This window comes from Pseudomonas sp. NPDC088429, assembly GCF_044753305.1.
Lineage (GTDB): Bacteria > Pseudomonadota > Gammaproteobacteria > Pseudomonadales > Pseudomonadaceae > Aquipseudomonas > Aquipseudomonas rustica.
In genome coordinates this window covers 1-24665 of the sequence record NZ_JBIVMX010000028.1, presented here as the reverse complement: position 1 = coordinate 24665, position 24665 = coordinate 1, and the positions used below count along the sequence as shown (strand labels likewise).

27 protein-coding genes are annotated in these 24665 nt (G+C 59.7%); 12 read left to right on the top strand and 15 right to left on the bottom strand.

The window, feature by feature from the left end; genetic code table 11:
• Positions 1-64: 64 nt before the first annotated feature.
• Positions 65-655 (bottom strand): HD domain-containing protein, encoded by a 591-nt coding sequence (locus ACIP66_RS15775; protein WP_212545153.1) that lies wholly within the window; start codon positions 653-655, stop codon positions 65-67.
• A 25-nt stretch (positions 656-680) separates the two neighbouring features.
• Positions 681-992 carry a DUF962 domain-containing protein gene (locus tag ACIP66_RS15770; RefSeq protein ID WP_053118254.1) on the bottom strand — a complete coding sequence of 104 codons (312 nt, stop codon included), beginning with the start codon at positions 990-992 and terminating at the stop codon, positions 681-683.
• Between the two features lie 164 nt (positions 993-1156).
• Here ACIP66_RS15770 and ACIP66_RS15765 point away from each other — a divergent pair, with 164 nt between their 5' ends.
• On the top strand, positions 1157-2218 hold the full coding sequence (locus ACIP66_RS15765; RefSeq protein ID WP_218187425.1) for an AraC family transcriptional regulator: 1062 nt from the start codon (positions 1157-1159) through the stop codon (positions 2216-2218).
• On the opposite strand, the gene ACIP66_RS15760 is transcribed toward ACIP66_RS15765, so the two are convergent.
• Positions 2175-3629, bottom strand: coding sequence for a TrkH family potassium uptake protein (locus ACIP66_RS15760; RefSeq protein WP_008087314.1), 1455 nt, complete (start codon positions 3627-3629; stop codon positions 2175-2177). The two genes, ACIP66_RS15765 and ACIP66_RS15760, sit on opposite strands and share 44 nt — an antisense overlap.
• 121 nt (positions 3630-3750) lie before the next feature.
• Here ACIP66_RS15760 and ACIP66_RS15755 point away from each other — a divergent pair, with 121 nt between their 5' ends.
• Entirely contained in the window at positions 3751-4317 is a 567-nt protein-coding gene (locus ACIP66_RS15755) for a nitroreductase family protein (protein ID WP_400649058.1), read from the top strand.
• A gap of 224 nt (positions 4318-4541) precedes the next feature.
• Here ACIP66_RS15755 and ACIP66_RS15750 read toward each other — a convergent pair whose 3' ends face one another.
• The 6 genes from ACIP66_RS15750 to ACIP66_RS15725 form a co-directional block, all read right to left on the bottom strand.
• On the bottom strand, positions 4542-5882 hold the full coding sequence (locus ACIP66_RS15750; protein ID WP_400649057.1) for a sensor histidine kinase: 1341 nt from the start codon (positions 5880-5882) through the stop codon (positions 4542-4544).
• Between the two features lie 196 nt (positions 5883-6078).
• Positions 6079-6528 carry a Spy/CpxP family protein refolding chaperone gene (locus ACIP66_RS15745; RefSeq protein WP_053118259.1) on the bottom strand — a complete coding sequence of 150 codons (450 nt, stop codon included), beginning with the start codon at positions 6526-6528 and terminating at the stop codon, positions 6079-6081.
• A 254-nt stretch (positions 6529-6782) separates the two neighbouring features.
• Positions 6783-7460, bottom strand: a complete 678-nt coding sequence (locus ACIP66_RS15740; RefSeq protein WP_053118261.1) for a response regulator transcription factor — start codon at positions 7458-7460, stop codon at positions 6783-6785.
• Between the two features lie 7 nt (positions 7461-7467).
• Positions 7468-7878: a translation initiation factor 2 gene (locus tag ACIP66_RS15735; protein ID WP_400649055.1), complete on the bottom strand. Its 411-nt coding sequence runs from the start codon at positions 7876-7878 to the stop codon at positions 7468-7470.
• A 431-nt stretch (positions 7879-8309) separates the two neighbouring features.
• The gene (locus ACIP66_RS15730) at positions 8310-8609 is read right to left on the bottom strand and encodes a YciI family protein (protein WP_122661555.1); all 300 of its coding nucleotides are present in this window, start codon (positions 8607-8609) and stop codon (positions 8310-8312) included.
• A gap of 1 nt (position 8610) precedes the next feature.
• Positions 8611-9210: a septation protein A gene (locus tag ACIP66_RS15725; protein WP_400649053.1), complete on the bottom strand. Its 600-nt coding sequence runs from the start codon at positions 9208-9210 to the stop codon at positions 8611-8613.
• Between the two features lie 87 nt (positions 9211-9297).
• Here ACIP66_RS15725 and ACIP66_RS15720 point away from each other — a divergent pair, with 87 nt between their 5' ends.
• From ACIP66_RS15720 to arfB, 8 genes are all read left to right on the top strand, one after another.
• Positions 9298-10161, top strand: coding sequence for a PHP domain-containing protein (locus ACIP66_RS15720; protein WP_159812589.1), 864 nt, complete (start codon positions 9298-9300; stop codon positions 10159-10161).
• Between the two features lie 13 nt (positions 10162-10174).
• Positions 10175-10804 (top strand): L-threonylcarbamoyladenylate synthase, encoded by a 630-nt coding sequence (locus ACIP66_RS15715; RefSeq protein WP_038363745.1) that lies wholly within the window; start codon positions 10175-10177, stop codon positions 10802-10804.
• Positions 10805-11626, top strand: coding sequence for a segregation and condensation protein A (locus ACIP66_RS15710; protein WP_400649051.1), 822 nt, complete (start codon positions 10805-10807; stop codon positions 11624-11626).
• An 11-nt stretch (positions 11627-11637) separates the two neighbouring features.
• Positions 11638-12630: an SMC-Scp complex subunit ScpB gene (gene scpB, locus ACIP66_RS15705; protein WP_400649049.1), complete on the top strand. Its 993-nt coding sequence runs from the start codon at positions 11638-11640 to the stop codon at positions 12628-12630.
• A gap of 104 nt (positions 12631-12734) precedes the next feature.
• Positions 12735-12926, top strand: a complete 192-nt coding sequence (locus tag ACIP66_RS15700) for a DUF1289 domain-containing protein (RefSeq protein WP_016771121.1) — start codon at positions 12735-12737, stop codon at positions 12924-12926.
• Between the two features lie 143 nt (positions 12927-13069).
• Entirely contained in the window at positions 13070-14290 is a 1221-nt protein-coding gene (gene rluB, locus ACIP66_RS15695; protein ID WP_400649047.1) for a 23S rRNA pseudouridine(2605) synthase RluB, read from the top strand.
• A gap of 860 nt (positions 14291-15150) precedes the next feature.
• Positions 15151-16563, top strand: a complete 1413-nt coding sequence (locus tag ACIP66_RS15690) for an amino acid permease (RefSeq protein ID WP_400649046.1) — start codon at positions 15151-15153, stop codon at positions 16561-16563.
• A 235-nt stretch (positions 16564-16798) separates the two neighbouring features.
• On the top strand, positions 16799-17212 hold the full coding sequence (arfB, locus tag ACIP66_RS15685) for an alternative ribosome rescue aminoacyl-tRNA hydrolase ArfB (RefSeq protein WP_007920134.1): 414 nt from the start codon (positions 16799-16801) through the stop codon (positions 17210-17212).
• Here arfB and ACIP66_RS15680 read toward each other — a convergent pair.
• The 6 genes from ACIP66_RS15680 to phhA form a co-directional block, all read right to left on the bottom strand.
• Positions 17209-18396, bottom strand: coding sequence for an MFS transporter (locus ACIP66_RS15680; RefSeq protein ID WP_178124172.1), 1188 nt, complete (start codon positions 18394-18396; stop codon positions 17209-17211). The two genes, arfB and ACIP66_RS15680, sit on opposite strands and share 4 nt — an antisense overlap.
• 115 nt (positions 18397-18511) lie before the next feature.
• Positions 18512-18694, bottom strand: coding sequence for a hypothetical protein (locus ACIP66_RS15675; RefSeq protein WP_053118279.1), 183 nt, complete (start codon positions 18692-18694; stop codon positions 18512-18514).
• Between the two features lie 70 nt (positions 18695-18764).
• Positions 18765-18896, bottom strand: coding sequence for a hypothetical protein (locus tag ACIP66_RS15670; protein ID WP_008088845.1), 132 nt, complete (start codon positions 18894-18896; stop codon positions 18765-18767).
• Between the two features lie 361 nt (positions 18897-19257).
• Complete coding sequence (locus ACIP66_RS15665; protein WP_400649044.1) at positions 19258-20451, bottom strand: amino acid aminotransferase; 1194 nt, start codon at positions 20449-20451, stop codon at positions 19258-19260.
• Positions 20451-20807 (bottom strand): 4a-hydroxytetrahydrobiopterin dehydratase, encoded by a 357-nt coding sequence (locus ACIP66_RS15660; protein ID WP_016771115.1) that lies wholly within the window; start codon positions 20805-20807, stop codon positions 20451-20453. The genes ACIP66_RS15665 and ACIP66_RS15660 overlap by 1 nt, the downstream gene beginning before the upstream one ends.
• A 69-nt stretch (positions 20808-20876) precedes the next feature.
• The gene (gene phhA / locus ACIP66_RS15655) at positions 20877-21668 is read right to left on the bottom strand and encodes a phenylalanine 4-monooxygenase (RefSeq protein ID WP_400649043.1); all 792 of its coding nucleotides are present in this window, start codon (positions 21666-21668) and stop codon (positions 20877-20879) included.
• A 374-nt stretch (positions 21669-22042) separates the two neighbouring features.
• On the opposite strand from phhA, the gene ACIP66_RS15650 reads away from it, so the two are divergent.
• Together ACIP66_RS15650 and ACIP66_RS15645 are read left to right on the top strand one after the other, a co-directional pair.
• Positions 22043-23608 carry a sigma-54-dependent transcriptional regulator gene (locus tag ACIP66_RS15650; protein ID WP_400649041.1) on the top strand — a complete coding sequence of 522 codons (1566 nt, stop codon included), beginning with the start codon at positions 22043-22045 and terminating at the stop codon, positions 23606-23608.
• Between the two features lie 326 nt (positions 23609-23934).
• Positions 23935-24665, top strand: a 731-nt coding sequence (locus tag ACIP66_RS15645) for a flagellar basal body rod protein FlgF (RefSeq protein WP_400649040.1), incomplete at its 3' end; no start/stop codon positions are given.

Here is a 24665-nt window from a genome sequence, read left to right as displayed (position 1 = left end):
CAGCCTTCGGCAGCTCCTACATGAGACCTGTGTAGGAGCTGCCGAAGGCTGCGATCTTTTGATCTTAGGCGGGGCTATGTTCTTCCATCGCCGCCTTGTAAATGGAGTTCTTCGGCTGCGCAAACAACCGCTCCATCATCGGTTCAAAAAAGCTCAACGGCAGCGTGTCATACGCCGGATCAAACGCCGCCGCATCGTACTTGGCGCAAAACTCGGCCGTCGCCTGATACTGCGGATGCCCGGCGAACTGCTCGCGCAAATGCCGATCCATGCCCAAATGATGAAAGAAGTAGTAGCCCTGAAACACCCCGTGTTTCTCCACCATCCACAAGTTATCAGCACTGACGAACGGCTTGAGAATCGCCGCCGCAATGTCCGGATGGTTGTACGAACCCAGAGTGTCGCCAATGTCATGCAGCAACGCGCAGACCACGTATTCCTCGTCGCGACCATCACGAAAGGCGCGGGTTGCGGTTTGCAGCGAGTGGGTCAAGCGATCCACCGGGAAGCCGCCGAAGTCGCCTTCAAGCAGTTTCAGGTGAGCCATGATCCGCGAGGGCAATTGTTTGGCGTAGGCGCTGAAGTCCGAGGCGATGATCGCCCAGTCTTCCTGCGTGCCATCCTTCATATGGGTGAAACGGGCATTGGCATTCATCGGCAAACCTCGTGTTTCTTATTGTTTAGAACGCCACGCGACCCAGAATCATGTCGCGGTACATGACGAAATCGCCGAGCAGGCTGTACAGCGGATGCTGGAAAGTCGCCGGCCGGTTCTTCTCGAAAAAGAAATGCCCGATCCAGGCAAAGCTGTACCCCGCCAATGGCACGGCCAATAACAGCAGCCAGGCGCCTTTGGCGATGGTCATCGCCAGAATGAAAATAACCAGCGTTGTACCGATGAAATGCAGACGCCGGCAGGTGCTGTTGTTGTGCTCACTGAGGTAATACGGATAGAACTCAGCGAAGCTGTTGAATTGCTTGATGTTTTCCACGACCGCGTTCTCTGTGGTTATTGTTCTGGCGACGAGTTGTTCTGCGGGTAGCTTATTTGAGTCTAGAGTGATCATTGGCGTGGGCCAGTGACAATCGGCGCCACTTTAGTATCCTTCGCAAATCAGGCCGTAACATGCGGCCCATCATGTAAAAGAAAAACGCCATGAGCGAACGAACGACTTCTGCAAGCTGGGCGATGGGGATTGTCAAAGCATTGGAGATGGACGGCCTGGATTGCCGGGTTCTGTTCAAGCAACTGGGGCTCGATTACACGGCTCTGGATGATCCGGATGCGCGCTTTCCGCAAGATTCCATGACCCGGCTCTGGCAACGGGCGGTCGAGCTGTCCGGTAATCCGGCGATCGGCCTGAACATGGGCAAAGTGGTGCGACCGGCATCGTTTCATGTCGCCGGTTACGCGCTGATGTCGAGCAATACGCTGGCTGAAGGCTTTCAACGGCTGGTGCGCTATCAGCGGATCATCGCCGAAAGTGCCGACCTGAGTTTTCGTCTGCTCGAAGAAGGCTATGCGCTGATTCTGACTGTGCATGGCGATCATCTGCCGCCGACCCGACAAAGCGCTGAAGCCTCGCTGGCCTGTGCATTGGGCCTGTGCGGCTGGTTGAGCGGGCGTACGCTGCACCCGGTCAAGGTGCTGGTGCAGGGCGCTCAACCCGCCGATCTCGAACCGTATAAACAAGCCTTTCACGCGCCGTTGGTGTTCAACGCACCGTACGATGCGCTGATCTTCGAACGCGCCGACATGGAAGCGCCGCTGCCCACCGCCAACGAGGCGATGGCGCTGCTGCACGATCGTTTTGCCGGGGAATATCTGGCGCGGTTTTCCGAGAGCCGGGTCACGCACAAGGCACGGCAGGTGCTGTGCCGTTTACTCCCGCAAGGCGAGCCGAAGCGCGACACCGTGGCGCAAACTCTGCATTTATCTCAGCGCACATTGCAGCGGCGGTTGCAGGAGGAGGGGACGAGTTTTCAGCAGTTGCTCGATGACACCCGTCGCGAACTGGCCGAGCAGTATTTGGCGCAACCGAGCATGACCTTGTTGGAAATCGCTTATCTGTTGGGCTTCGCTGACCCGAGCAACTTCTTCCGCGCCTTCCGCCGCTGGTTCGACACCACGCCCGGCGATTACCGGGCGCGGCTGTTGCAGGCGCCGAACGCGGTCAATGACGCCAAAATGCCGGAATACACAGCACAAACACAGTAATGATCTCGAGTCGGCCGAGCAGCATGCCGAACGACAGGATCCACTTCGCCGCATCCGGCAGGGTGGCAAAGTTACCCGCCGGGCCAATGGTCTCGCCCAGGCCCGGGCCAACGCCGGACACGGTGCTGGCAGCGCCGGTCAGCGCGGTCATCCAGTCGACGCCAAGCAGCGATAGCAGCAGGGCGATCACGCAGATGGTGATGGCGAAGAAGAACGAAAAGGTCAGAATCGAACGCACGATCTCTTCGTCGAGACGGTGACCGTTGTACTTCTGCTTGATCACCGCGCGCGGGTGAATCAGCTGATTAAGGTTGGCCTTGAGCAGGATGTAGGCAACCTGGAAACGGAAAATCTTGATCCCGCCCGCCGTTGAGCCGGAACAGCCGCCGACAAAACCCAGATAGAAAAACAGCATCAGCGAGAAGTTGCCCCACAGGCTGTAGTCGCCGAGGGCGAAACCAGTGGTGGTGACCACCGAGGTCACGTTCAGCGCTACGTGGCGCAGCGCGTCCAGCCAATGCAGGTTGGTCGTCCACCAATACCAGGTGCCAAGCACCAGCCACGTCACCAGCAACATCCCCAGCAAACCCTGCACCTGCTGATCGCGGATCAACGCCTTGCGGTTGCCGCGCATGGTCGCCACGTACAGGGTGAACGGCAGGCTGCCGAGAATCATGATCACCACCGCAACCCAGTGCACCGCCGGTTGCGTCCACTTGGCCAGCGACTGGTCGGAGGTCGAGAAACCGCCGGTGGAAATCGCCGACATCGCGTGATTGATCGCATCGAACGGGCTCATCCCGGCCCACCAGAACGCGAGGCTGCCGACAATGGTGATGCCGACGTACGCCGCCACGATCAGGCGCGCCACCATGTGCGAGCGCGGCATGACCTTCTCCGAACGGTCGGACGATTCGGTCTGGAACAGGCGCATGCCACCGATGCGCAACAGCGGCAGAATTGCCACCGCCATACCGATAAAGCCGATGCCGCCGATCCAGTGCAGCAACGAGCGCCACATCAGGATGCCGGGGGACATGTCGTCGAGATGATTGAGCACGGTCGAACCGGTGGCGGTGATCCCGGACATGCTTTCGAAAAACGAGTCGGTGTAGCTGATGTGCTGGGTCAGCAGAAACGGCAGCGCGGCGAAGATACACACCACCAGCCAACTGCTGACGGTGAGCAAATACATGTCACGCGGGCGCAAATGAATGTGTTCGGGCCGACCCGGAATCACCAGCGCGAGGCCGGCGACGAAGGTGATCATGCTCGCCCAGAGGAACGACGGCAGATCGCTGGTGCGATCGAAAATCACCAAGGTGGCCATGGGCACGACCATGGCAACAGCCAGCGTGATCAGGAAGATGCCGATGATGAAACCAATGATCCGTAAGGTCGGCAACGCCATGAAGTCCGCTCGGGCTGTGGTGGGGAGGGCGCCATTCTACCTGCGAGGCAGGGCATGTAAACCGGCATCCTGTTGGCAGTTACAGCTAGAATAGCCGCACATATTTTTCAGGAGGTGGCCGATGCAGGCTCTCGACGCGTTGCTCAACCGTGTTTCCGTTCCACGACTGGTCGAACCGGCCCCTACTGCCGAACAGCGCGAAGCCTTGTTTGGTGCAGCCTTGCGTGCGCCGGATCACGGGCATTTGCAGCCGTATCGCTTCCTGACCGTCGAAGGCGCGGCGCGCGAGCAAATGGGCGAGTTGTTGGCCGAAGCGGCGCAGCAGCAAGAAGGCGAAGTCACCGAACCGATGATCGACAAGGCCCGCAACGGCCCGCTGCGAGCGCCGTTGGTGGTTGTGGTGATCGCTAAATTGCAGGAACACGTGAAGTATCCGAAAGCTGAGCAATTGCTCGCCGCCGGGTGTGCGGCGCACGGGATTTTGCTGGCGGCGTATGCGCAGGGGATTGGCGCGGTGTGGCGCACCGGGGATTTGGCGTATTCCCGGCACGTGGCGCAGGGTTTGGGTTTGGTTGAGGGTGAAGAGGTGATTGCGTTCTTGTACCTCGGCACCCCGCAGAAAGAACCGCGTGTGGCGGAGAAGGTTGATCTGGCCGAGTTTGTCAGCGCCTGGCCCGGTCAGGCGTAAAGCGAAGAGCCCCTCACCCTAGCCCTCTCCCCGAGGGAGAGGGGACTGATTGGGGGATGCTGTTGGGGTGCGCCGACCTGAAAGTGCTCGGCTGAATCCGGAGTTAATTACGGTTCAGAATCCATAATCAACGCAGTGTTTCAGGTCGATGCATGACACCAGACACCGCGGTCGGCCCCCTCTCCCTCCGGGAGAGGGCTGGGGTGAGGGTAGCTTTTAGGCTCTTAAAGTTGCACCACCGCTCCCGGCACCAGCGGCAATTCCAGACTGGCAATAAACCCGCCCTGCGGATGATTGGCCAACGTCAAACTCCCGCCATGCCGTTCCGCCGCCCTGCGTGCAATCGCCAGTCCCAAGCCATGTCCCGCCGCCGTCTGCCCCGGTGCCCGATAGAACGGTTCACCCAACTGACTCAAATGTTCGGCCTGCACTCCCGGCCCATGGTCGCGCACGCTCACAATAATTTTCTCGCCCTGACGTGACGCCTGCATTTCAATCGCCTGCCCCTCCGGGTTGAAACGCTGAGCATTACGCAGAAGATTATCGACGGCCCGCTCAATCATCGTCGGCCAACCTTTGAGTTGCAGATTCGGTTCAACGTCCAGACGCACTGTCTGCTCGGGCGAACCGAGTTTCGCGTCCTTCTGCAAAGTGCCGAGCAGCGCATTCAAATCCACGTCTTCCGCACTGGCGTTGTCTGCATCGACCCGTGCCAACACCAGAATCTCGCTGATCAACGCTTCGAGGCGGTCGCACTCGCGGGTCAGGCGCGGCCAAAGCTTTTCGCGTTCTTCCGGATTGGCCCGTTCGGCCAGCGCCAAAGCAATGCGCAGCCGCGCCAGTGGTGAACGTAATTCGTGGGAAACGTCGCGCAGCAACTGGCGCTGGCTGCCGATCAGGCTTTGCAAGCGCGCGCCCATGCGGTTGAAGTCGGTGGCGAGTACGCCGAATTCATCGCGGCGGTTGGCCAGTTTGGCCAGGCTGTTTTGCTGATAGGTGGTCTGCCCCAGATCATGCACCGCGCCGCGTAATCGACTGAGCGGGCGGGTGATGGAGAAAGTTACCAGCAGGCTGAACAGGGTCAGTACGACCAGCGCGATGCCCAACGCACTCAGCGGCCAAAGCAGGCTTTCGCGGTGCCAGGCGTCGAGTTCCGGGTGCGGGATGCGGTAGATGAACAGGTAGGTGTCGCCGGTTTTTTCGCTGGTGAATTCGTCTGTGAGGCGGTGCCATGGCAGGCGGCGGTCATCGTTGTTCTGTCGGGCTTCGAAGGCGGCGGCGCGGCGCGGGAAGGTGCCGCGTACGACCGGATCGCCGGATTCGTTCAGCACCTGGACGTCGATGTGATATTGACGTTTGCGTTGTTCGAGGATGTCCTGAGCTGCTTCCTCGCCCTGGGCTTCGTAGGTTTGCGTCCAGTCGCCGGCCAAGGTGTTGAGGCCCGGATGGCGGCTGAGGATCCACGCGTCCTGATTGAGCATATGCCCGAGCAGAATCGACAACCCGGCCACCAATGCGATGGCCAGCCAGAAGCTCGCGAGAATACGCCAGAACAATGAACGCACAGAAAATCCTCAATCAAACATAAACCACTGTAGGAGCTGCGGCACGCTGCGATCTGATCGTTCCCACGCTCTGCGTGGGAATGCAGCCGGGGACGCTCTGCGTCCCACAGTCAAAAGATCGCAGCGTGCCGCAGCTCCTACAGGGGCAAGTGCAAAAAGGCCCAACGGGGTTAGCCGTTGGGCCATGGTCAGAACATTATTGCGCTTTTTGCGGCTGTTGCGCTTTCCACGCCTTGAACTCGGCCCATTCGGCACGGCGTTCAGCCTGTTTTTTCTGGATCTCGTCGAATTTCTTCTGTTGATCCGGCTTCAGCACCGCACGAACATCGGCCTCGCCTTTCTTGTGGTTGGCGGCCATCTCGTCTTTCAGGGCTTTCTGATCCGCTGGCGAGAGTTTTTCCAGGTACTTGTCGACCACTTGCTTACGCTCGTGCATCTGCTCGCCCATGATCTTGCGAATCTGCTCACGCTGTTCGCGGGACAGGTCGAGTTGGCTGTACGGGCCTTTGCCGTGCATGCCGTGCATCTGACCGCCGTGGCGTGGGCCGTCGAGCGGGCCACCCATCGGGCCGCCATCTTGCGGCATGGCCATGGCAACGGTTGGCAGAGCGGCAGCGAACATCAGAGCGATAAGAGTCTTGCGCATGGTGTATCTCCTTGTCTCGTTCCCGGTACGTTCCGGATGAGTTCAGATTACGGAGATCAAGGTCAGCGGCGGTCAGCGCTACGTAAAGCTTGGGTAAAGACGTTTCGTCATCAGCCTTACACATATCCCTGTAGGAGCTGCGGCACGCTGCGATCTTTTGATCTGTCTTTTAAAAACAAGATCAAAAGATCGCAGCCTTCGGCAGCTCCTACAGGGGGCGATTTATCGTCATGCCCGTGCGGGACGGGTGTAATTCAGAGGCTGTAGTAGTAACCCCGGCTGCGCAGGGCGACGATGCGTGGGCGGCCGTCGGGGTGGGGGCCGATCTTTTTGCGCAGGTTGCTGACGTGCATGTCGAGGCTGCGGTCGTACAGGGTCAGTTTGCGGCCGAGGGCGATCTGCGCCAGTTCCTGCTTGTCCAGTGGTTCGCCGGGCTGCTTGAGCAGGGCTTCGAGCAAACGACTTTCGGAAACAGTGAGGGTCAGTTCTTTCTCGTCGATGCTGACCACACCGCGCACCGGGCTGAAACTCAGGTCGCCCAGCTCCAGTTGCGTCGAAACGGCGGCCGGGTGACTGCGGCGCAATACGGCGCGCAGGCGCGCGGTCAGTTCGCGCGGGTCGCACGGTTTGGCCAGATAATCGTCGGCGCCGAGTTCCAGGCCGAGGATACGATCCAGTGGCTCGCCACGGGCCGACAACATCAACACCGGCAGATCAGCATGATCGTTGCGCAACTGCTTGAGCAGTTCCAGACCGCTGCCGTCGGGCAGCATCACGTCCAGCACCACCGCCGCCGGAGCGGTTTCGGCCAACGCTTTACGGGCGCTCTGGCCATCGTGGCAGGCGCGCACCTGGAAGCCTTCCTGGCTTAACCAGCTACTCAGGAGTTCGCACAACTCCTGGTCATCATCAATCAGTAACAGCTCGCTCATGACTCACTCAATTTAGCCATTGCCGACGTTTTCGGCTTGCTCCACTGGCAAAGATACCGCAGAGCAGCGCCAATAGCGCTACCCCGGCTCCCGTGACGAACCACTGCTGTTGATCGGTCAACAAACGCGGGAGCGGGCTGGCCTGTGCTTCCTTGAGTTGCAGCTTGAGGCGCTGGTTCTCCTGGCGCAACCGGGCGAGCTGAGCGCTTTCGCGTTCGTTGTCGACATTTTGCAGTTGTTTGCTCAGTTCTTCTCGCTGCTGCTCGCTGGCCTTGAGGCGCTGCTGCAACTCGGTGATCTGGCTGCCGGCGCTTAATGACAATGGCGTGGAATTGCCGCCTTCGGCGATTTCCTCACCATGGGCGGGCGCCATGATCGACAGCGTGATCAACATCAGACACAACGAACCCTTGCGCATCGCAACACCTGCTTCCCAATGGATAGTGGGCAGGTTGTCGGCAGACGAACGAGAATAATGAGCGATTGAGATGGGTGAGAAGCGAGAAGGTTCAGTGCGCGGGAGGTGATGTTGGTGGCTGATGGGATTTTTATGGCAGATGAGGGTTTTGTGGCAGGTGGGTATTTTTGGATAGATGAGTATTTGAGCCAGATGACTATTTGTGCCAGATGAGTATTTGTGGCGAGGGGATTTATCCCCGCTGGACTGCGTAGCAGTCCTGAAATGGGAGCATGCGGTGTGTCAGGCACACCGCATTGGATGGCATTGGGGCCGCTTCGCGACCCAACGGGGATAAATCCCCTCGCCACATAAATTCCCTCACCACAGGAATCCCCTCACCACAGGAATCCCCTTTGTCACAGTAGTCCCGTAAGGCCCTGTCTTCAGCGTTAAGGCAGAACCTGTTTGAACGGTTTGACGACCACATTGGCATACACACCCGCCGCAATATACGGATCAGCATCAGCCCATGCCTGCGCAGCACTCAGGGATTCAAACTCGGCGACGATCAGGCTGCCGGTGAAACCTGCGGCGCCCGGATCATTGCTGTCGACGGCCGGGTGTGGGCCGGCCAATACGATGCGGCCTTCGCCCTTGAGCGCTTGCAGGCGTTCCAGATGCGCAGGGCGCGCGGCCAGGCGAGCTTCCAGTGAGTTGGCGACGTCGGTGGCAATGATTGCGTAGAGCATGTCAGTCCTCGGTTTTTGGTGTTGTTGGGGTATCGGCATCGTGCAGGTGGCGCGACAGGTAAATGCCCTGTGCGACCAGGAACACCAGGGTCATGCCCAGGCTGCCGAACACCTTGAAGTCCACCCAGTAGCTCTGGAAGGTGAAGGCGACGAACAGGTTGGCGGCCCCGCAGAACAGGAAAAAGGCGACCCAGGCGATGTTCAGGCGCGTCCAGACCGGATCCGGCAGGGTCAGCGCGTGGCCCATGATGCGTTTGATCAGCAGGCGGTCACCGATGAAGTGGCTGCCGATGAATGCGACGGCGAACAGCCAGTTGACCACCGGGGCTTTCCACTTGAGGAAAGTTTCGCTGTGGAAGGCCAGCGTCAGGCTACCGAACACCAGACACGCGATCAGGGTCAGCCACTGGCTCTTTTCCAGCTTGCGCTGTTTGATGAAAAGCGCGCCGTACACCACCAGGGAGCTGATGATGAGCATCGCGGTGGCGCTGTAAATACCGCCTACAGTGACTTCATGGCCCGCGACATCGACCACCCGTGGATCAAGTTTGTAAACGATGAAAAACAGCAGAAGCGGGATGAAATCGATGAATTGTTTCACAGTAAGAGCCAGAAGCTGGATGTGGCGGCATAATAACAAACATATGGGCGCGCGATAGCGCCAGCTGATTTGAGGTTACAACTCTCCGTGAATGTTGATTTGCACTGCCATAGCACGGCCTCCGATGGCGCACTGGCGCCTGCGGTTCTGGTTGCGCGTGCGTTCGAAAACGGCGTGCGAGTCCTGGCGTTGACCGACCACGACACCCTCGAAGGCCTCGCTGAAGCGCGCGCGACCGCCAAAGAATTGGGCATGCAACTGGTCAACGGCGTCGAATTGTCCTGCACTTGGGGCGGCGCAACCATTCATGTGCTGGGCTACGGTTTCGACGTCAACGCCGCGCCGTTGGTCGAGGCCATCGCCAAATTGCACGATGGGCGCTGGCTGCGGTCGGAAGAAATAAGCCGCAAGCTCGCCCTCAAAGGCATGCCCGGCGCCCTCGACGGCGCGCGGAAAATCCAGCAGGAACTGGGCGACAGCGGCAACGCGCCGGCCCGTCCGCATTTCGCTGACTGGATGGTACGTGAAGGTTTCGTCAAGGATCGCGCCGAGGCCTTTCGCAAGTGGCTCGGCGCCGGCAAGTTGGGCGACGTCAAGCTGCACTGGCCGACGCTGGAAGACACCGTCGGGACGCTGCGCGCCGCCAATGCCTGGGTCAGTCTGGCGCATCCGTGGCACTACGATTTCACCCGCAGCAAGCGCCGAAAGCTGATTGCCGACTATATTCAAGCAGGCGGGCATGCAATCGAGGTGGTCAATGGCCACCAGCCTGCGGAACAGGTGGGCAGCCTGGCAATCCTTGCCCGTGAGTTCGGTCTGCTGGTCAGCGCCGGCAGTGACTTCCATGGCCCTGGCGGCTGGTCCGAGATCGGCCAGTACCGGCCGGTTCCCGAGGACCTTCCACCCCTGTGGTGTCGGTTCAAACATGACACAGATATTGCCGCCGTCTGAACAGGTAGAGAATGTGAGTCAATTTTTCCAGATTCATCCGGAAAACCCGCAAGCGCGCCTGATCAAACAGGCGGTCGAGATCATCCGCAAGGGCGGGGTAGTGGTGTATCCCACTGACTCTTCCTACGCGATCGGTTGCCAAATCGGCGACAAGACCGCCATCGAACGCGTGCGACGCCTGCGTCAGCTCGATGAAAAGCACAACTTCGCGCTGATTTGCAGCGACCTGTCGCAACTGGGCAATTACGCCAAGATCGACACCGGCACCTTCCGCATTCTCAAGGCGCACCTGCCGGGGCCTTACACTTTTATTCTCAACGCTACCCGCGAAGTGCCGCGCCTGTTGCTGCATCCGAAGAAACGCACCATCGGCCTGCGCGTGCCGAGCCATCCGATTGCGCTGGCGCTGCTGGCCGAACTGGGCGAGCCGCTGATGAGCGTGACCCTGATCATGCCCGGCGATGAAGACCCGCTCAGCGATCCGTACGAAATGCGTCAGTTGCTCGAACACCAAGTGGATTTGATCGTGGATGGCGGTTTCGGCGGCATCAAAGCCTCCACCGTGATCGACCTGACCGGCGACGACCCGGAAGTGGTGCGCGTCGGTTGCGGCGATCCGACGCCGTTCATGGTCGAGGCCTGAATGTCCGCAGTGGAAACCGTTGTCGATCCCCAGGCCGATGCTCAGCAGGAACTACCGTTCGCCATGGTCTATGGCCAGGCGGTCATGGAAATGCCGCTCGACCTGTACATCCCGCCGGATGCGCTCGAGGTGTTTCTTGAAGCCTTCGAAGGCCCGCTCGACCTGCTGCTGTACCTGATCCGCAAACAGAACATCAACATCCTCGACATCCCGGTGGCGGAAATCACCCGCCAGTACATGGGTTACGTCGAGTTGATGCAGTCGGTGCGCCTGGAACTCGCTGCCGAGTACTTGGTGATGGCCGCGATGCTCGCCGAGATCAAGTCGCGCATGCTCCTGCCGCGCGCTGAAACTATCGAAGACGAAGAAGACGACCCGCGCGCCGAATTGATCCGCCGTTTGCAGGAATACGAGCGTTTCAAGGCTGCCGCCGAAGGCATCGACAACCTCAGCCGCGTCGGCCGCGACGTGATCGTGCCCAAGCTCGACGCCCCGGAAGCCCGCGCGCGCAAGCTGTTGCCGGATGTCGCGCTGGAAGAAATTTTGATGTGCATGGCCGAAGTGCTGCGCCGTGGCGATATGTTTGAAAGCCACCAGGTCAGTCGTGAAGCACTGTCCACCCGCGAACGCATGAGCGATGTGCTGGAACGCCTCAAGGGCGGCGGTTTTGTGCCGTTTGTCGAGTTGTTCACTGCCGAAGAGGGCAGGCTGGGTGTGGTGGTGACCTTTATGGCAATTCTTGAACTGGTCAAGGAATCCTTGGTCGAGCTGGTGCAGAATGAGCCGTTCGCCGCGATCCACGTGCGAGCCCGAGCCGAATAACGAGTCGAAACATGAACCTGACTGAACCCCGCGAGCTGGCACCCCTGCTTGAAGCCTTTCTGTTGGCCTCGGGAAAGCCGCAATCCCTTGAGCGTCTTTTTGAACTGTTCGAAGAGGGCGAACGGCCCGAACCGGCAGTGTTCAAGAAAGCCCTGACCCTGCTCGGCAAGTCCTGCGAGGGCCGTGCGTTCGAGCTCAAGGAAGTCTCGTCGGGCTATCGCCTGCAGATTCGCGAGAAGTTTTCGCCGTGGGTTGGCCGACTTTGGGAGGAGCGCCCGCAGCGTTATTCCCGTGCCTTGCTGGAAACCATCGCGCTGATCGCCTATCGCCAGCCGATCACCCGTGGCGAGATCGAAGACGTGCGCGGTGTGGCGGTGAACAGCAACATCGTCAAAACCTTGCTGGAGCGCGAGTGGATTCGTGTCGTCGGCTACCGCGACGTGCCGGGCAAACCGGCGATGTTCGCCACCACCAAGATGTTTCTCGATCACTTCAACCTGAAGAACCTCGAAGACCTGCCGCCACTGGCCGAACTGCGCGAAATGGAAACCGACCCGGTGCTCGATTTCGACGACGCGCCGGTGCCGCAGAGTCTGCAGGAACTGGCCGACGCCAGCGCCGAGCCCGAGGAGGAGAAGGAAGAAACCAGTTTCCATACCTTGCTGCTGGAACTGGACAGCATGGAGGAGGGGATCAAGACCGACTTCGACGATTTGCTGCGGGATGCGGCGGACGGTGAGGCGCCGATGCCCGAAACAGAAATTGAGTCTGAGCCCGAGCCCGAGCCCGAGCCCGAGCCCGGCATTGAAGTTGAACTTGAAGCCGAGCCAGAAGCCGAACCGGAAGAGGACATTCTCGGCGTCGCCGAAGCGCGCGAAAAGCTGTTGGCCGCCGTCGCCGCCCTCGAACAACCCGCGCCCGAACCCGAGTTGAGCGAAGAAGAAGCCGAAGCCCGCGCACTGGCCGAAGCCATCGAAGCCGAACGCCGCGAGTTCGAAGACTGAGGGGCGCCGAAAAGATCGCAGCCTTCGGCAGCTCCTACAAGGGCCGCATTCCAATGTAGGAGCTGCCGCAGGCTGCGATCTTTTGATCTCCCAAAGGTACCCAAATGAGTTCGACAAAAGACCCGTGCATCAGCCTCTGCAAATTCAGCGACGACATCTGCCTCGGCTGCGGCCGCAGCAAGCGTGAGATCAAAGCCTGGAAGAAACTCGACAAGGACGACAAGCGCACGGTGCTGGCCGAAGCCGCGCTGCGCCTGATCAAACTCGGTGGCGCCGGTCGGCGGAAAAAGAAATAACTGTCCATTGATCAGCTAGTCTCTGATGCGCGATGGCGCACATCCGCGTATGATTCGCGACCCTTCGCCGATCCCTTCGGCCGAGAACCCAGATTTCAATGCTTCAGGCCCTGCCTGAACAGACCACACCGGGAGGTGCCCAGATGAGTATCAAAGATCAGCAAGACGACCAGCCAATCGGCCCAGCAGGCGAAAAACTGCAGAAAGTCCTCGCCCGTATCGGCGTCGGCTCGCGCCGTGACGTGGAATCCTGGATCAGCCAGGGCCGGATCAAGGTCAATGGCAAAGACGCCACCCTCGGTCTGCGTGTCGATCTGCACGACGCCATCACTATTGATGGCAAGGTGATCAAGCGCGAAGAAGCGGCCGAATCGGTTCGCCGCGTGATCATGTACAACAAACCCGATGGCGAGATCTGCACCCGTGACGACCCGGAAGGCCGTCCGACCGTGTTCGACAAGCTGCCGCGTCCGAAAGAAGGCCGCTGGATCAACATCGGTCGTCTCGACATCAACACCACCGGTTTGCTGATGTTCACCACTGACGGTGAGCTGGCCAACCGCCTGATGCACCCGTCCTACGAGATGGACCGCGAGTACGCCGTGCGTGTACGCGGTGAAGTCGACGACGAGATGATCGAGCGACTGAAGGCTGGCGTGGTGCTGGAAGACGGCCCGGCCAAGTTCACCGACATCAAGCAGGCGCCAGGTGGCGAAGGCTTCAACCACTGGTACCACTGCGTGGTGATGGAAGGTCGTAACCGTGAGGTTCGTCGTCTGTGGGAATCGCAGGGTCTGGTGGTCAGCCGTCTGAAGCGCGTGCGTTTCGGTCCGGTGTTCCTCAACTCCGACCTGCCGATGGGCCGCTGGCGCGAAATGAGCCAGTACGAAGTCGACATCCTCAGTGCTGAAGTCGGCCTGACGCCAGTGGCGATGCCGCAACTGAACGCCAAGAGCAAAGACAAGCTTGAGCGTATGCAGCGTAAATCGTCGCGTCCGATGGGCAAGACCGAGCGCGTACGGACCCTGCGTCCAGCCGCTGGCGCACCGATCGGCCCACGCCCAAGCCGTGAGCCGCAGATCGAAGGCGAGCGTCCAGCCCGCAAGCCGGTTGCCCGTGACGGCGAGCGCGCTCCGCGTCCGGCCAACGGTCGCACTGAACGTGGCGAACGTGGCGCGCCTGCCGGTCGCGGTACGCCAGTGGCGGATCGTCCAGCGGACACCACCAACAAGCGTCCGGCTAAACCGACGTCGAAGCGTCCGGGGATCAAGCTGGTTGATGGCGACAAGCCGTCGGGCAAGCGCCGCGGTGCGCCGGCCGGTTCCGGTCAGCGTCCGGGGTTTGGTCGTCGCAAGCCTGAATAAGGCGGCTGTGAGCTTCTAGCGGCAAGCTTCAAGCTTCAAGCTCGAGCAAAAACGCCAACCGCAGGGTTGGCGTTTTTTTTGTCTGAAGAAAGGTGTTCGGTGTCTGATCGGGCCTCTTCGCGAGCAAGCCAGTGGTCTCAACAAATTAATTCCTGGCTAAAATCCCGATGACCGTTAACCAGCAGACGTCCTACAGAAAATTCTGAAATGGAAACTCTACGTTACGACTCGTAAAGAAATGTTTACGAAAAATCCGCTAAATCCCCGTGAATGGCAGGTTCCCGCGTGGGTGTAAGGAAAAGCTTCCGAAGCCCAATGGGCCGAGCCCGACGTAAGGCTCTGGGCCGCTTGTTTCAGCGACGTTTGCAGGGTGAGATGCGCCCCATGCCTGCCGTGCAGGTGCATAACAACAAGGAGGCGCAATGAACGCCGTGACTGATTTCCACTTCTCTCCGTGGGACGGTTTTTTCCTCGTCCACGTCGATGGCCCGCAAAGGTCTGACTCAAATTTTGCAGCCGTTCGAGCCTCTCGAAACGGACACACGCAATCCCGGCAACCGACACGCTGATCCAGCGGGGTCTGGCAGCAGGGGGTTAGCGGTGTACAATGCGCCGCGTTTTAACTGTGACCCTCTGCGTAATCGCGCAAAACTCAAGGCTACCCGCCTTGTTCACTCCGTCGCGCCACAAGCGTTTCGGGTTCGATTTCGTCACAGATAAAAACAAACAGGTGACGCATGACCGTTGTAATTGAGCTGAACTCCTGGTGCCTGCGCTGGGGTTTGATCGGGGCTGCTTGAAATCGCAACCTTGCAGCAACGTCTACTGAACATCATCAAACCTTGCGTGAGACCTTTTTCATGAGTGGACAACCCTCGCAATCAGGCGAGCTGAAACGCGGCCTGAAAAATCGCCACATTCAACTGATCGCCCTCGGTGGCGCGATCGGTACCGGATTGTTCCTCGGCTCGGCCGGGGTACTGAAATCCGCTGGCCCGTCGATGATCCTCGGCTACGCCATCTGCGGCTTCATCGCCTTCATGATCATGCGCCAGCTCGGCGAGATGATCGTCGAAGAGCCGGTGGCCGGTTCCTTCAGCCACTTCGCGCATAAATACTGGGGCGGCTTTGCCGGTTTCCTGTCGGGCTGGAACTGCTGGATTCTGTACATTCTGGTGGGCATGTCGGAGCTGACTGCGGTCGGCAAGTACATCCACTACTGGGCGCCGGACATTCCGACCTGGGCCTCTGCGGCAGCCTTCTTCGTGCTGATCAACGCGATCAACCTGGCCAACGTCAAAGTCTTCGGTGAAGCCGAATTCTGGTTCGCGATCATCAAGGTTGTAGCGATCGTCGGCATGATTGCGCTCGGCAGCTACCTGCTGGTCAGCGGCAACGGCGGCCCGCAAGCGTCGGTAACCAACCTGTGGTCGCACGGCGGGTTCTTCCCCAACGGCGTCAGCGGTCTGGTGATGGCCATGGCGATCATCATGTTTTCCTTCGGCGGTCTGGAAATGCTCGGTTTTACCGCAGCAGAAGCCGACAAGCCGAGAACCGTGATCCCGAAAGCGATCAATCAGGTCATCTACCGCATCCTGATTTTCTACATCGGCGCACTGGTCATCCTGCTGTCGCTGACCCCTTGGGACAGCCTGCTGGAAACCCTCAACGCGTCCGGCGATTCCTACAGCGGCAGCCCGTTCGTGCAAGTGTTCTCGATGCTCGGCAGCAGCACCGCCGCGCACATTCTCAACTTCGTGGTACTGACCGCGGCGCTGTCGGTGTACAACAGCGGCACTTACTGCAATAGCCGCATGTTGCTGGGCATGGCCGAGCAGGGCGATGCGCCGAAAGGCCTGGCGAAGATCGACAAGCGCGGCGTGCCGGTACGTTCGATTCTGGCCTCGGCAGCGGTGACCGTGATCGCGGTGTTGCTCAACTACCTGATCCCGCACAGCGCGCTGGAACTGCTGATGTCGCTGGTGGTTGCGACGCTGGTGATCAACTGGGCGATGATCAGCTTCTCGCACTTCAAGTTCCGTCAGCACATGAACAAGACGAGGCAGACGCCGCTATTCAAGGCGCTGTGGTACCCGTACGGCAACTATGTCTGCCTGGCGTTCGTGGTGTTCATCCTTGGCGTGATGCTGCTGATCCCGGGGATTCAGATCTCGGTATACGCGATTCCGGTGTGGGTCGTGTTCATGTGGGCTTGCTACGTGATCAAGAACAAGCGCAGTGCTCAAGCTGCGGTGCCTGCAACCGCGAAGTAATCGCGCGAGCGGAAACAACAAACCCGGCCACAGTGCCGGGTTTGTTGTTTATGGGCGCAATGGAAGGATGCCGAATCCTGTGGGAGCGAGCTTGCTCGCGAAGAGGATATTGAATCCAGCATCATCGTTGCCTGACACCACGCCTTCGCGAGCAAGCTCGCTCCCACAGGGTGTTGTGCCGAATCCAGAATGATTTTCGCGGTATCCTGCAGGCTCTGAATACGGACGCTTTTCCATGCTGGTGATTTCCAACAATGTGCATCTGCCGGATGCCGAGATCGAATTGACCGCCATCCGCGCGCAAGGCGCCGGGGGGCAGAACGTCAACAAGGTCTCCAGCGCCATGCACCTGCGCTTCGACATCCCGGCCTCGTCCTTGCCCGAGTTCTACAAGGAACGGCTGCTGGCGCTGCGCGACAGTCGCATCACCAGCGATGGCGTGTTGATCATCAAGGCCCAGCAATACCGCACGCAGGAGGCCAATCGCGCCGATGCGCTGGAACGGCTGGTCGAACTGATCCTCAGCGCCACCAAAGTCGAAAAGAAACGCCGCCCGACCAAGCCGACCCTCGGTTCAAAGAAGCGCCGGCTCGAATCGAAAACCAAACGCGGCAGCATCAAGGCCGGGCGCGGCAAGGTGGATTTCTAGTCTTCGCGGTACTTGGCCGTGTGCTTGTACAGATAGACGCTTAGCGCCAAACCGCTCACCGCGGCGAGAGCGGCGAAGAGGAAGATCGAGGCAAATCCGAATCCCGCCGCAATCGCGCCGGCCAATGGCCCGGTGATCCCCAGCGACAAATCGATGAACAGCGAATAAGCCCCAACCGCCGCGCCACGGCTGGACGCCGGCACCAGATTCACTGCCTCTACGCCCAACGCCGGGAATACCAGCGAGAAGCCGAAACCGCTCAACGCCGCACCGGCCAGTGCCCAGTGTGCGTCCGGCGCCAGCCACAACAACAGCAAGCCCAGCGTTTCCACCGAGAGGCAGGCAATCGCCACGCGGAAGCCGCCGAGGCGGTTGATCAGGTTGCCGAACAGCAATCGCGCACCGATGAAGCTGGCGCCGAACAGGCTCAAGCACAGCACGGCGTTTTCCCAGTGCTGAGTCGCGTAGTACAAGGTGATGAAGGTGGCGATGGTGCCGAAACCGATCGAGCCCAGCGCCAGGCCGCAGCCGTGGGGAAATACTTTACCGAGCACGTGCATGAACGGCAGGCGTTCGCCGGCGACAATCGGCGCGGCGGTTTTCGGCCATGCCAGCGCCAGACCGAGAATGGCCAGCAAGATGATGCTGACGCCCATGCTCCACAGCCCTAGCTCGCCAACCAGCCATACGCCGAACGGTGCGCCGATCGCCAGTGCGCCATAGCTGGCGATGCCGTTCCAGGAAATGACCTTGGCGGTGTTGGCCGCACCCACGCGGCCGATGCCCCAGCCAATCGAACCCGAGCCAACCAGGCTTTCAGCGCTGCCCAGCACCAGTCGACCGATCAACAAGCTGATCAAACTGAGCATCGGCATGTTCGGAGTCCACGCCGAAATCAGCATGAACACGCCGCTCAAGCCACAACCGGCCAGGCCAATCATCACCGCCCGTTTGCTGCCCTTGTTGTCGATGATCTTGCCCGCGTACGGACGGCTGAGCAGGGTGGCGAGGTATTGCACGCTGATTACCAGCCCAGCGATTACTGCGCCGAAACCCAGATCGCTGTGGACGTAACCCGGCAGCACCGCCAACGGAATGCCGATGTTGAGGTAACCGATAAAGGTGAACAGGACGATGGAAACGACTTGCAGCGTAACCGCCAGGGGGCGCTGGGGCTCGGACATAGAGGACGACATGGGTAAAGATCCACGGGAGCGGCAGATTAGATAGGCTGCTTATGATACCGGCGTGGAGGAATCTGGGGCGGGGAAAAGTAAAACTATTTGCCGGATGGCAGATTCACGGCTTGGCCGGCGCAACCAGTTGCGTGGTGACGAGTGCGGCAAGGGCGTTTTCTTCAGTACCAAAACGGGCGAGCAGGGCGGCCTGTTTTTCGGGGGAGAGACGGTTCCAGATATCGATCATCTTCTCGGTGGCACCGATCAGTACGGCGGCTTGGCTTTCGGAGAATTCGTCGGTCATGGCGGGCTCGGGGTTCAGGCAGTGTGGAAAGCGCATGTTAGCGCTTTCCACACGGTCTGTACGACGGGTCTTACTCTTCGTTGTCGGCCGGACGGCTCTCAACGGCTTCTTTCGGCTCGGGCTGTTGGGCGCCGGCTTGTTGCGTGGTCGTCTGCTCAGGTACGTGCAGGCTTGGGAAGGGGAGATTAGGAATCTCGTGCATGGTTGCGCTCCTCGCTAAGTCTGTTGATAGATCTGGTAGATCCGCGCTTTTACAAAGCCTGCGCAGGATACAGCAGGAAAAATGACAATCAGACTTTTAATTCAAAATAATGCGACAGATGGCCGCAGGGGAGGGCAAAAACTGTGGTGATTGATCGTCCCCACGCTCTGCGTGGGAACGCCTCAATGGACGCTCTGCGTTCGCTGTTGGGACGCAGAGCGTCCCGGGCTGCATGCCCACGCGGAGCTTGGGAACGAGCAACTGTAGGAGCTGCCGAAGGCTGCGATCTTTTGATCTTTGTTTTTAAAATCAAGATCAAAAGATCGCAGCCTTCGGCAGCTCCTACAGGGGGATTGCGGTGTTATTTGCTGACGCTGGCGATCGCTTCGGCCAGCAGCGCGAGGCGGGTGGCGTCGATGCCGGCGACGTTCGCGCGGCCTGAGCTGACCATGTACACGCTGTGCTGCTCGCGCAGTTGTTTCACTTGCTCCGGCGACAAGCCGGTGTAAGAGAACATGCCGCGCTGCACGCCAATGTGTGCAAAACGTTCGCGCAAACCGTGAGGCTCCAGTGCTTCAACCAGACCGCTGCGCAACTGCGCAATACGCAAACGCATGGCTTCCACTTCATCAGCCCAGCGCGCTTTCAGCTCTGGATCAGCGAGGATCGTCGCAACAACAGCGGCACCGTGATCCGGCGGTGTCGACCACAAGTTACGGGCGATATTGGCCAACTGGCTGCGGATGTCGATGAGCTTGTCAGCGCTTTTCGCGCAGACAATCAGCGCGCCGGTGCGGTCGCGATACAAGCCGAAATTCTTCGAGCAAGAACTGGTGATCAGCAGCTCGGGGATCTCGGCCGCGAACAGCCGTGTCGACCACGCATCCTGTTCCAGACCGTCGCCAAAACCCTGGTAGGCAAAGTCGATCAGCGGCAGCAGATTGCGGCTGCGCACCACATCAAGCACGCGCTGCCAGTCGTCGTGGTTCAAGTCGAAACCGGTCGGGTTGTGGCAGCACGCGTGCAGCAGCACCACATCACCTTTCGGCACTTCGTTGAGCACGGCGAGCATGGCTTCGACGTCGAGGCGGTTGTCGCTGCCCACGTATGGGTAGTGACTGACCTTGACCCCGGCTGCAGCGAAAATGGTTTCGTGAATCGGCCAGGTAGGGTTGCTCAACCACACACCTTTGCCTGGCAGGCACTGAGCGATGAAGTCAGCGGCCAGACGCAGCGCACCGGTGCCGCCCGGCGTCTGGGTAGCGCCGGCACGTTGTTCGGCGATCAGTTTCGAGTCGGCGCCAAGCACCAACTCGTTGATGACTTTGCCGAACAGCGGGTTGCCGTGGCCACCGATGTAGGTCTTGGTGTCCTGGCTTTCGACCAGTCGCGCTTCGGCGATTTTCACCGCTTCCGGGATCGGCGTCAGGCCCTGGGCATCCTTGTAGACGCCAACGCCCAGGTCGAATTTGCGCGGGTTGGTGTCCTGCGCATACGCCTCCATCAAACCGAGGATCGGGTCGCCGGGTACCCGGCCGATGGCGTCGAAATGCATTACTTGCGTCCTTCTGCAGTCTTGGCCACTTCGTCAGTGCGCGCGGCCATGATGAAGTCGTTGCGGTGCAGGCCTTTGATCGAGTGGCTCCACCAGGTCACGGTGACTTTGCCCCACTCGGTCAGCAGACCCGGGTGGTGACCTTCGGCCTCGGAGATCTCGCCAACAGCGTTGGTGAACGCCAGCGCGTGCTTGAAATTCTTGAACAGGAAAACTTTTTCCAGCTGCATGATGCCGTCGCGAACTTCGATGTTCCAGTCAGGGATCTGCTTGATCAGGATCGGCAGTTCTTCGTCGCTGACTTGTGGTGCATCGGCGCGGCAGGCTTCGCAGTGGGCTTGGTTCAATGTGGACATGGTCGGTTCCTGAATTCGATTCTTGTTGGAAATTACTATCTTTGCACGCAAGTCGCGAGCGGGTTCTGCTCAGGCCGCTTTCGGCTTTGGCGGAAATTTTGGCGCGTGCAGACCCAGCTGCATGCCGTGTTTGACCATGGCCATGATGTCTTCATGGGCCACGTCGAACAGGCGCTTGAGGTTCGGCAGGACGAAGTACAGCGGTTGCAGGATGTCGATGCGGTACGGCGTGCGCATCGCTTCGAGCGGGTCGAAGACTTGATGCTCAGGCTCGTCCGACAGCGAATAAACGGTTTCTTTGGGCGAAGACAGAATGCCGCCGCCGTAGATGCGTTTGCCTTGTGGGGTGTCGACCAGGCCGAACTCGATGGTCATCCAGTACAGACGCGCCAGGTACACGCGTTCTTCCTTGGTCGCTTGCAGACCGAGTTTTCCGTAGGTGTGGGTGAATTCGGCGAAATACGGGTTGGTCAGCAGCGGGCAGTGGCCAAAGATCTCGTGGAAAATGTCCGGCTCTTGCAGGTAGTCCAGTTCTTCGCGAGTGCGGATAAACGTCGCGACCGGAAACTGCTTGCTGGCGAGCAATTCAAAGAAAGTCTGGAAGGGAATCAGCGCCGGAACACGGGCGACCTGCCAACCGGTGGTCTCGCCGAGCACCTTGTTGATCTCGCCGAGTTGCGGAATGCGGTCGTGGGGCAGACCGAGTTTTTCGATACCGTCCAGATACTCCTGGCAGGCACGCCCTTCGATCACTTTCAACTGGCGAGTGATCAGCGTGTTCCACACCGCGTGTTCTTCGGCGGGGTAGTCGATAAAACCTTGCGCATCGGGCTCGCGGGCCACGTATTGCGTCTGCTTCATACTGCTCTCCTGCTAGGGGAATTCGTTCTTGTTATGTCCAGCGATGGACTCAGAATTACCTGAGAGAGAGGTTGTGTGCAGTAGGTTGGATCGCGACCGCGTAGGAAATTTCCGTAAATTTCGTAAAGTAATCGTTACGGTTTAGGCGTTATCGCGCATTTACGGTGATTCGGTGGTTTGAAAAGGTCGGCGACTGTCACATAATCTTGACAACTGTTTGCGCACCACCAAAGAAAACTGGCGGCGCTGTCCCCTGTAGGAGTGAGCCTGCTCGCGATTGCGATGAATCAGTCGCCATCAATATCAGCTGACCGACCGCCATCGCGAGCAGGCTCACTCCTACAGGTTTCTCATCGTTTATTCGGGCGATTTATATGCGTATCAAAGTCCACTGCCAGAACCGCATCGGCATTCTGCGCGACATCCTCAACCTGCTCGTGGCCTACGGGATCAACGTCGCGCGAGGCGAGGTCGGTGGTGAGCATGGCAACGCGATCTACTTGCACTGCCCGAACCTGATCAACATCCAGTTCCAGGCGCTGCGCCCGAAATTCGAGGCGATTGCCGGGGTGTTTGGCGTCAAGCGCGTCGGGCTGATGCCAAGCGAACGGCGGCACATGGAATTGAACGCGTTGCTCGGCGCGCTGGAGTTTCCAGTGCTGTCGATCGACATGGGCGGCTCGATCGTCGCGGCCAACCGCGCGGCGGCGCAGTTGCTCGGTGTGCGCGTCGATGAAGTACCGGGGATTCCGTTGTCCCGCTACGCCGAAGACTTCGATTTGCCGGAACTGGTGCGCGCCAACAAATCGCGAATCAACGGCATGCGCGTGAAGGTCAAGGGCGACGTGTTTCTCGCCGACATCGCGCCGCTGCAATCGGAACACGACGACAGCGAAGCCATGGCTGGCGCGGTACTCACGTTGCACCGCGCCGACCGTGTCGGCGAGCGTATCTACAACGTACGCAAACAAGAACTGCGTGGCTTCGACAGCATTTTCCAGAGCTCTAAAGTCATGGCCGCCGTGGTACGCGAAGCGCGGCGAATGGCACCGCTCGACGCACCGCTATTGATTGAAGGCGAAACCGGCACGGGTAAAGAGTTGCTGGCGCGCGCCTGTCACCTCGCCAGTCCGCGCGGGCAATCGCCGCTGATGGCGCTTAACTGCGCCGGGCTGCCGGAGTCGATGGCCGAGACCGAGTTGTTCGGTTACGGCCCCGGTGCGTTCGAAGGTGCGCGTGCGGAAGGCAAACTCGGCCTGCTGGAATTGACTGCGGGCGGCACGCTGTTTCTCGACGGCGTCGGCGAAATGAGTCCGCGCCTTCAAGTGAAGCTGCTGCGCTTTTTGCAGGACGGTTGCTTCCGCAGGGTCGGCAGTGATGAAGAGGTTTATCTGGATGTGCGGGTGATCTGCGCGACGCAGGTCGACTTGTCTGAATTGTGCGCGCGCGGCGAATTTCGTCAGGATTTGTATCACCGCTTGAACGTGCTCTCGCTGCACATTCCGCCGTTGCGCGAATGCCTTGATGGGTTGACGCCGCTGGTTGAACACTTCCTCGATCAGGCCAGTCGGCAGATCGGTTGCCCGTTGCCGAAACTCGCACCGGCGGCGATGGATCGGCTCAGTCATTACCATTGGCCGGGCAATGTGCGGCAACTGGAGAACGTGCTGTTTCAGGCGGTTTCGTTGTGTGACGGCGGCACGGTCAAGGCTGAGCATATTCGCCTGCCGGATTACGGCGTGCGTCAGCCGCTTGGCGATTTTTCGCTGGAGGGCGGGCTGGACGAGATTGTTGGGCGCTTTGAGAAGGCGGTGCTGGAGCGACTGTATTCAGAGCATCCGAGCAGTCGGCAGTTGGGTAAGCGGCTTGGGGTTTCGCACACGACGATTGCCAACAAATTGCGCGAATACGAAGTCGGCAAAGACCCGGGCAGCACGTGATCGTTCCCACGCTCTGCGTGGGCATGCAGCCCGGGACGCTCCGCGTCCCAAAGCGGACGCAGAGCGTCCATTGAGGCATTCCAACGCGGAGCGTGGGAACGATCATCTAGGAGCTGCGGCACGCTGCGATCTTTTGAACTGTTGCCGCCAAGCGGCATAACACCGCCGGTTTTTCGACTTCGATACATTTCCCCAATCCTCTAAATCTCCCCCAAGTCCTTTGTTTACCGGGCCGCGTGCCGCCAGAAAAAAGTTGGTCTGCAAATTGCTTATGGCTCAGCAGTACAGCAGTGGGCGGCAAACGTCCGGCATGCAGAGGAAAGAGTGTGGACAAGTACCTTTATGTGGCAATGACCGGTGCCAGCCAGAACGCGCTGGCGCAAAAGGCGCATGCCAACAACCTGGCGAACATCTCCACCAACGGTTTTCAGAAGGACCTGGAACAGGCCCGTTCGATGCCGGTGTTTGGTGACAGCTTTCCGGCGCGTGCGTTTGCCATGAGCGAACGGCCGGCCACTGACTTCTCGCCGGGCTCGCTGGTCGAGACCGGTCGCGACCTCGACGTCGCCGTGACCGGCAACGGTTTTATCGCCGTACAGAACCCGAACGGTGGCGAAAGCTACGTGCGCACCGGCAGCCTCAATATCGACGCCCTCGGCGTATTGCGTGCCGGCAACGGCATGGCGGTGATGGGCAATGGCGGGCCGATTGCCGTGCCGCCCGAGCAGCAAGTCGAAGTCGGTGAAGACGGCACCATCAGTATTCGTGCGATGGGCGAAGGCCCGCGCGTCATGGCGGAAGTCGACCGGATCAAACTGGTCAATCCGGACATCAAGAACATGAACAAGGGCCTCGACGGCTCGATTTACACCAAGGACGGCCAGCCTGCGCCGGCCGATGCCAACGTCAAACTGGTCTCGGGTTTCCTGGAGTCGAGCAACGTCAACGCCGTCGAAGAGATGACCTCGGTGCTGGCCCTGGCCAAGCAGTTCGAGTTGCACGTCAAGATGATGAACACCGCCAAAGACGACGACCAGGCCATGGCTCGGGTCTTGCA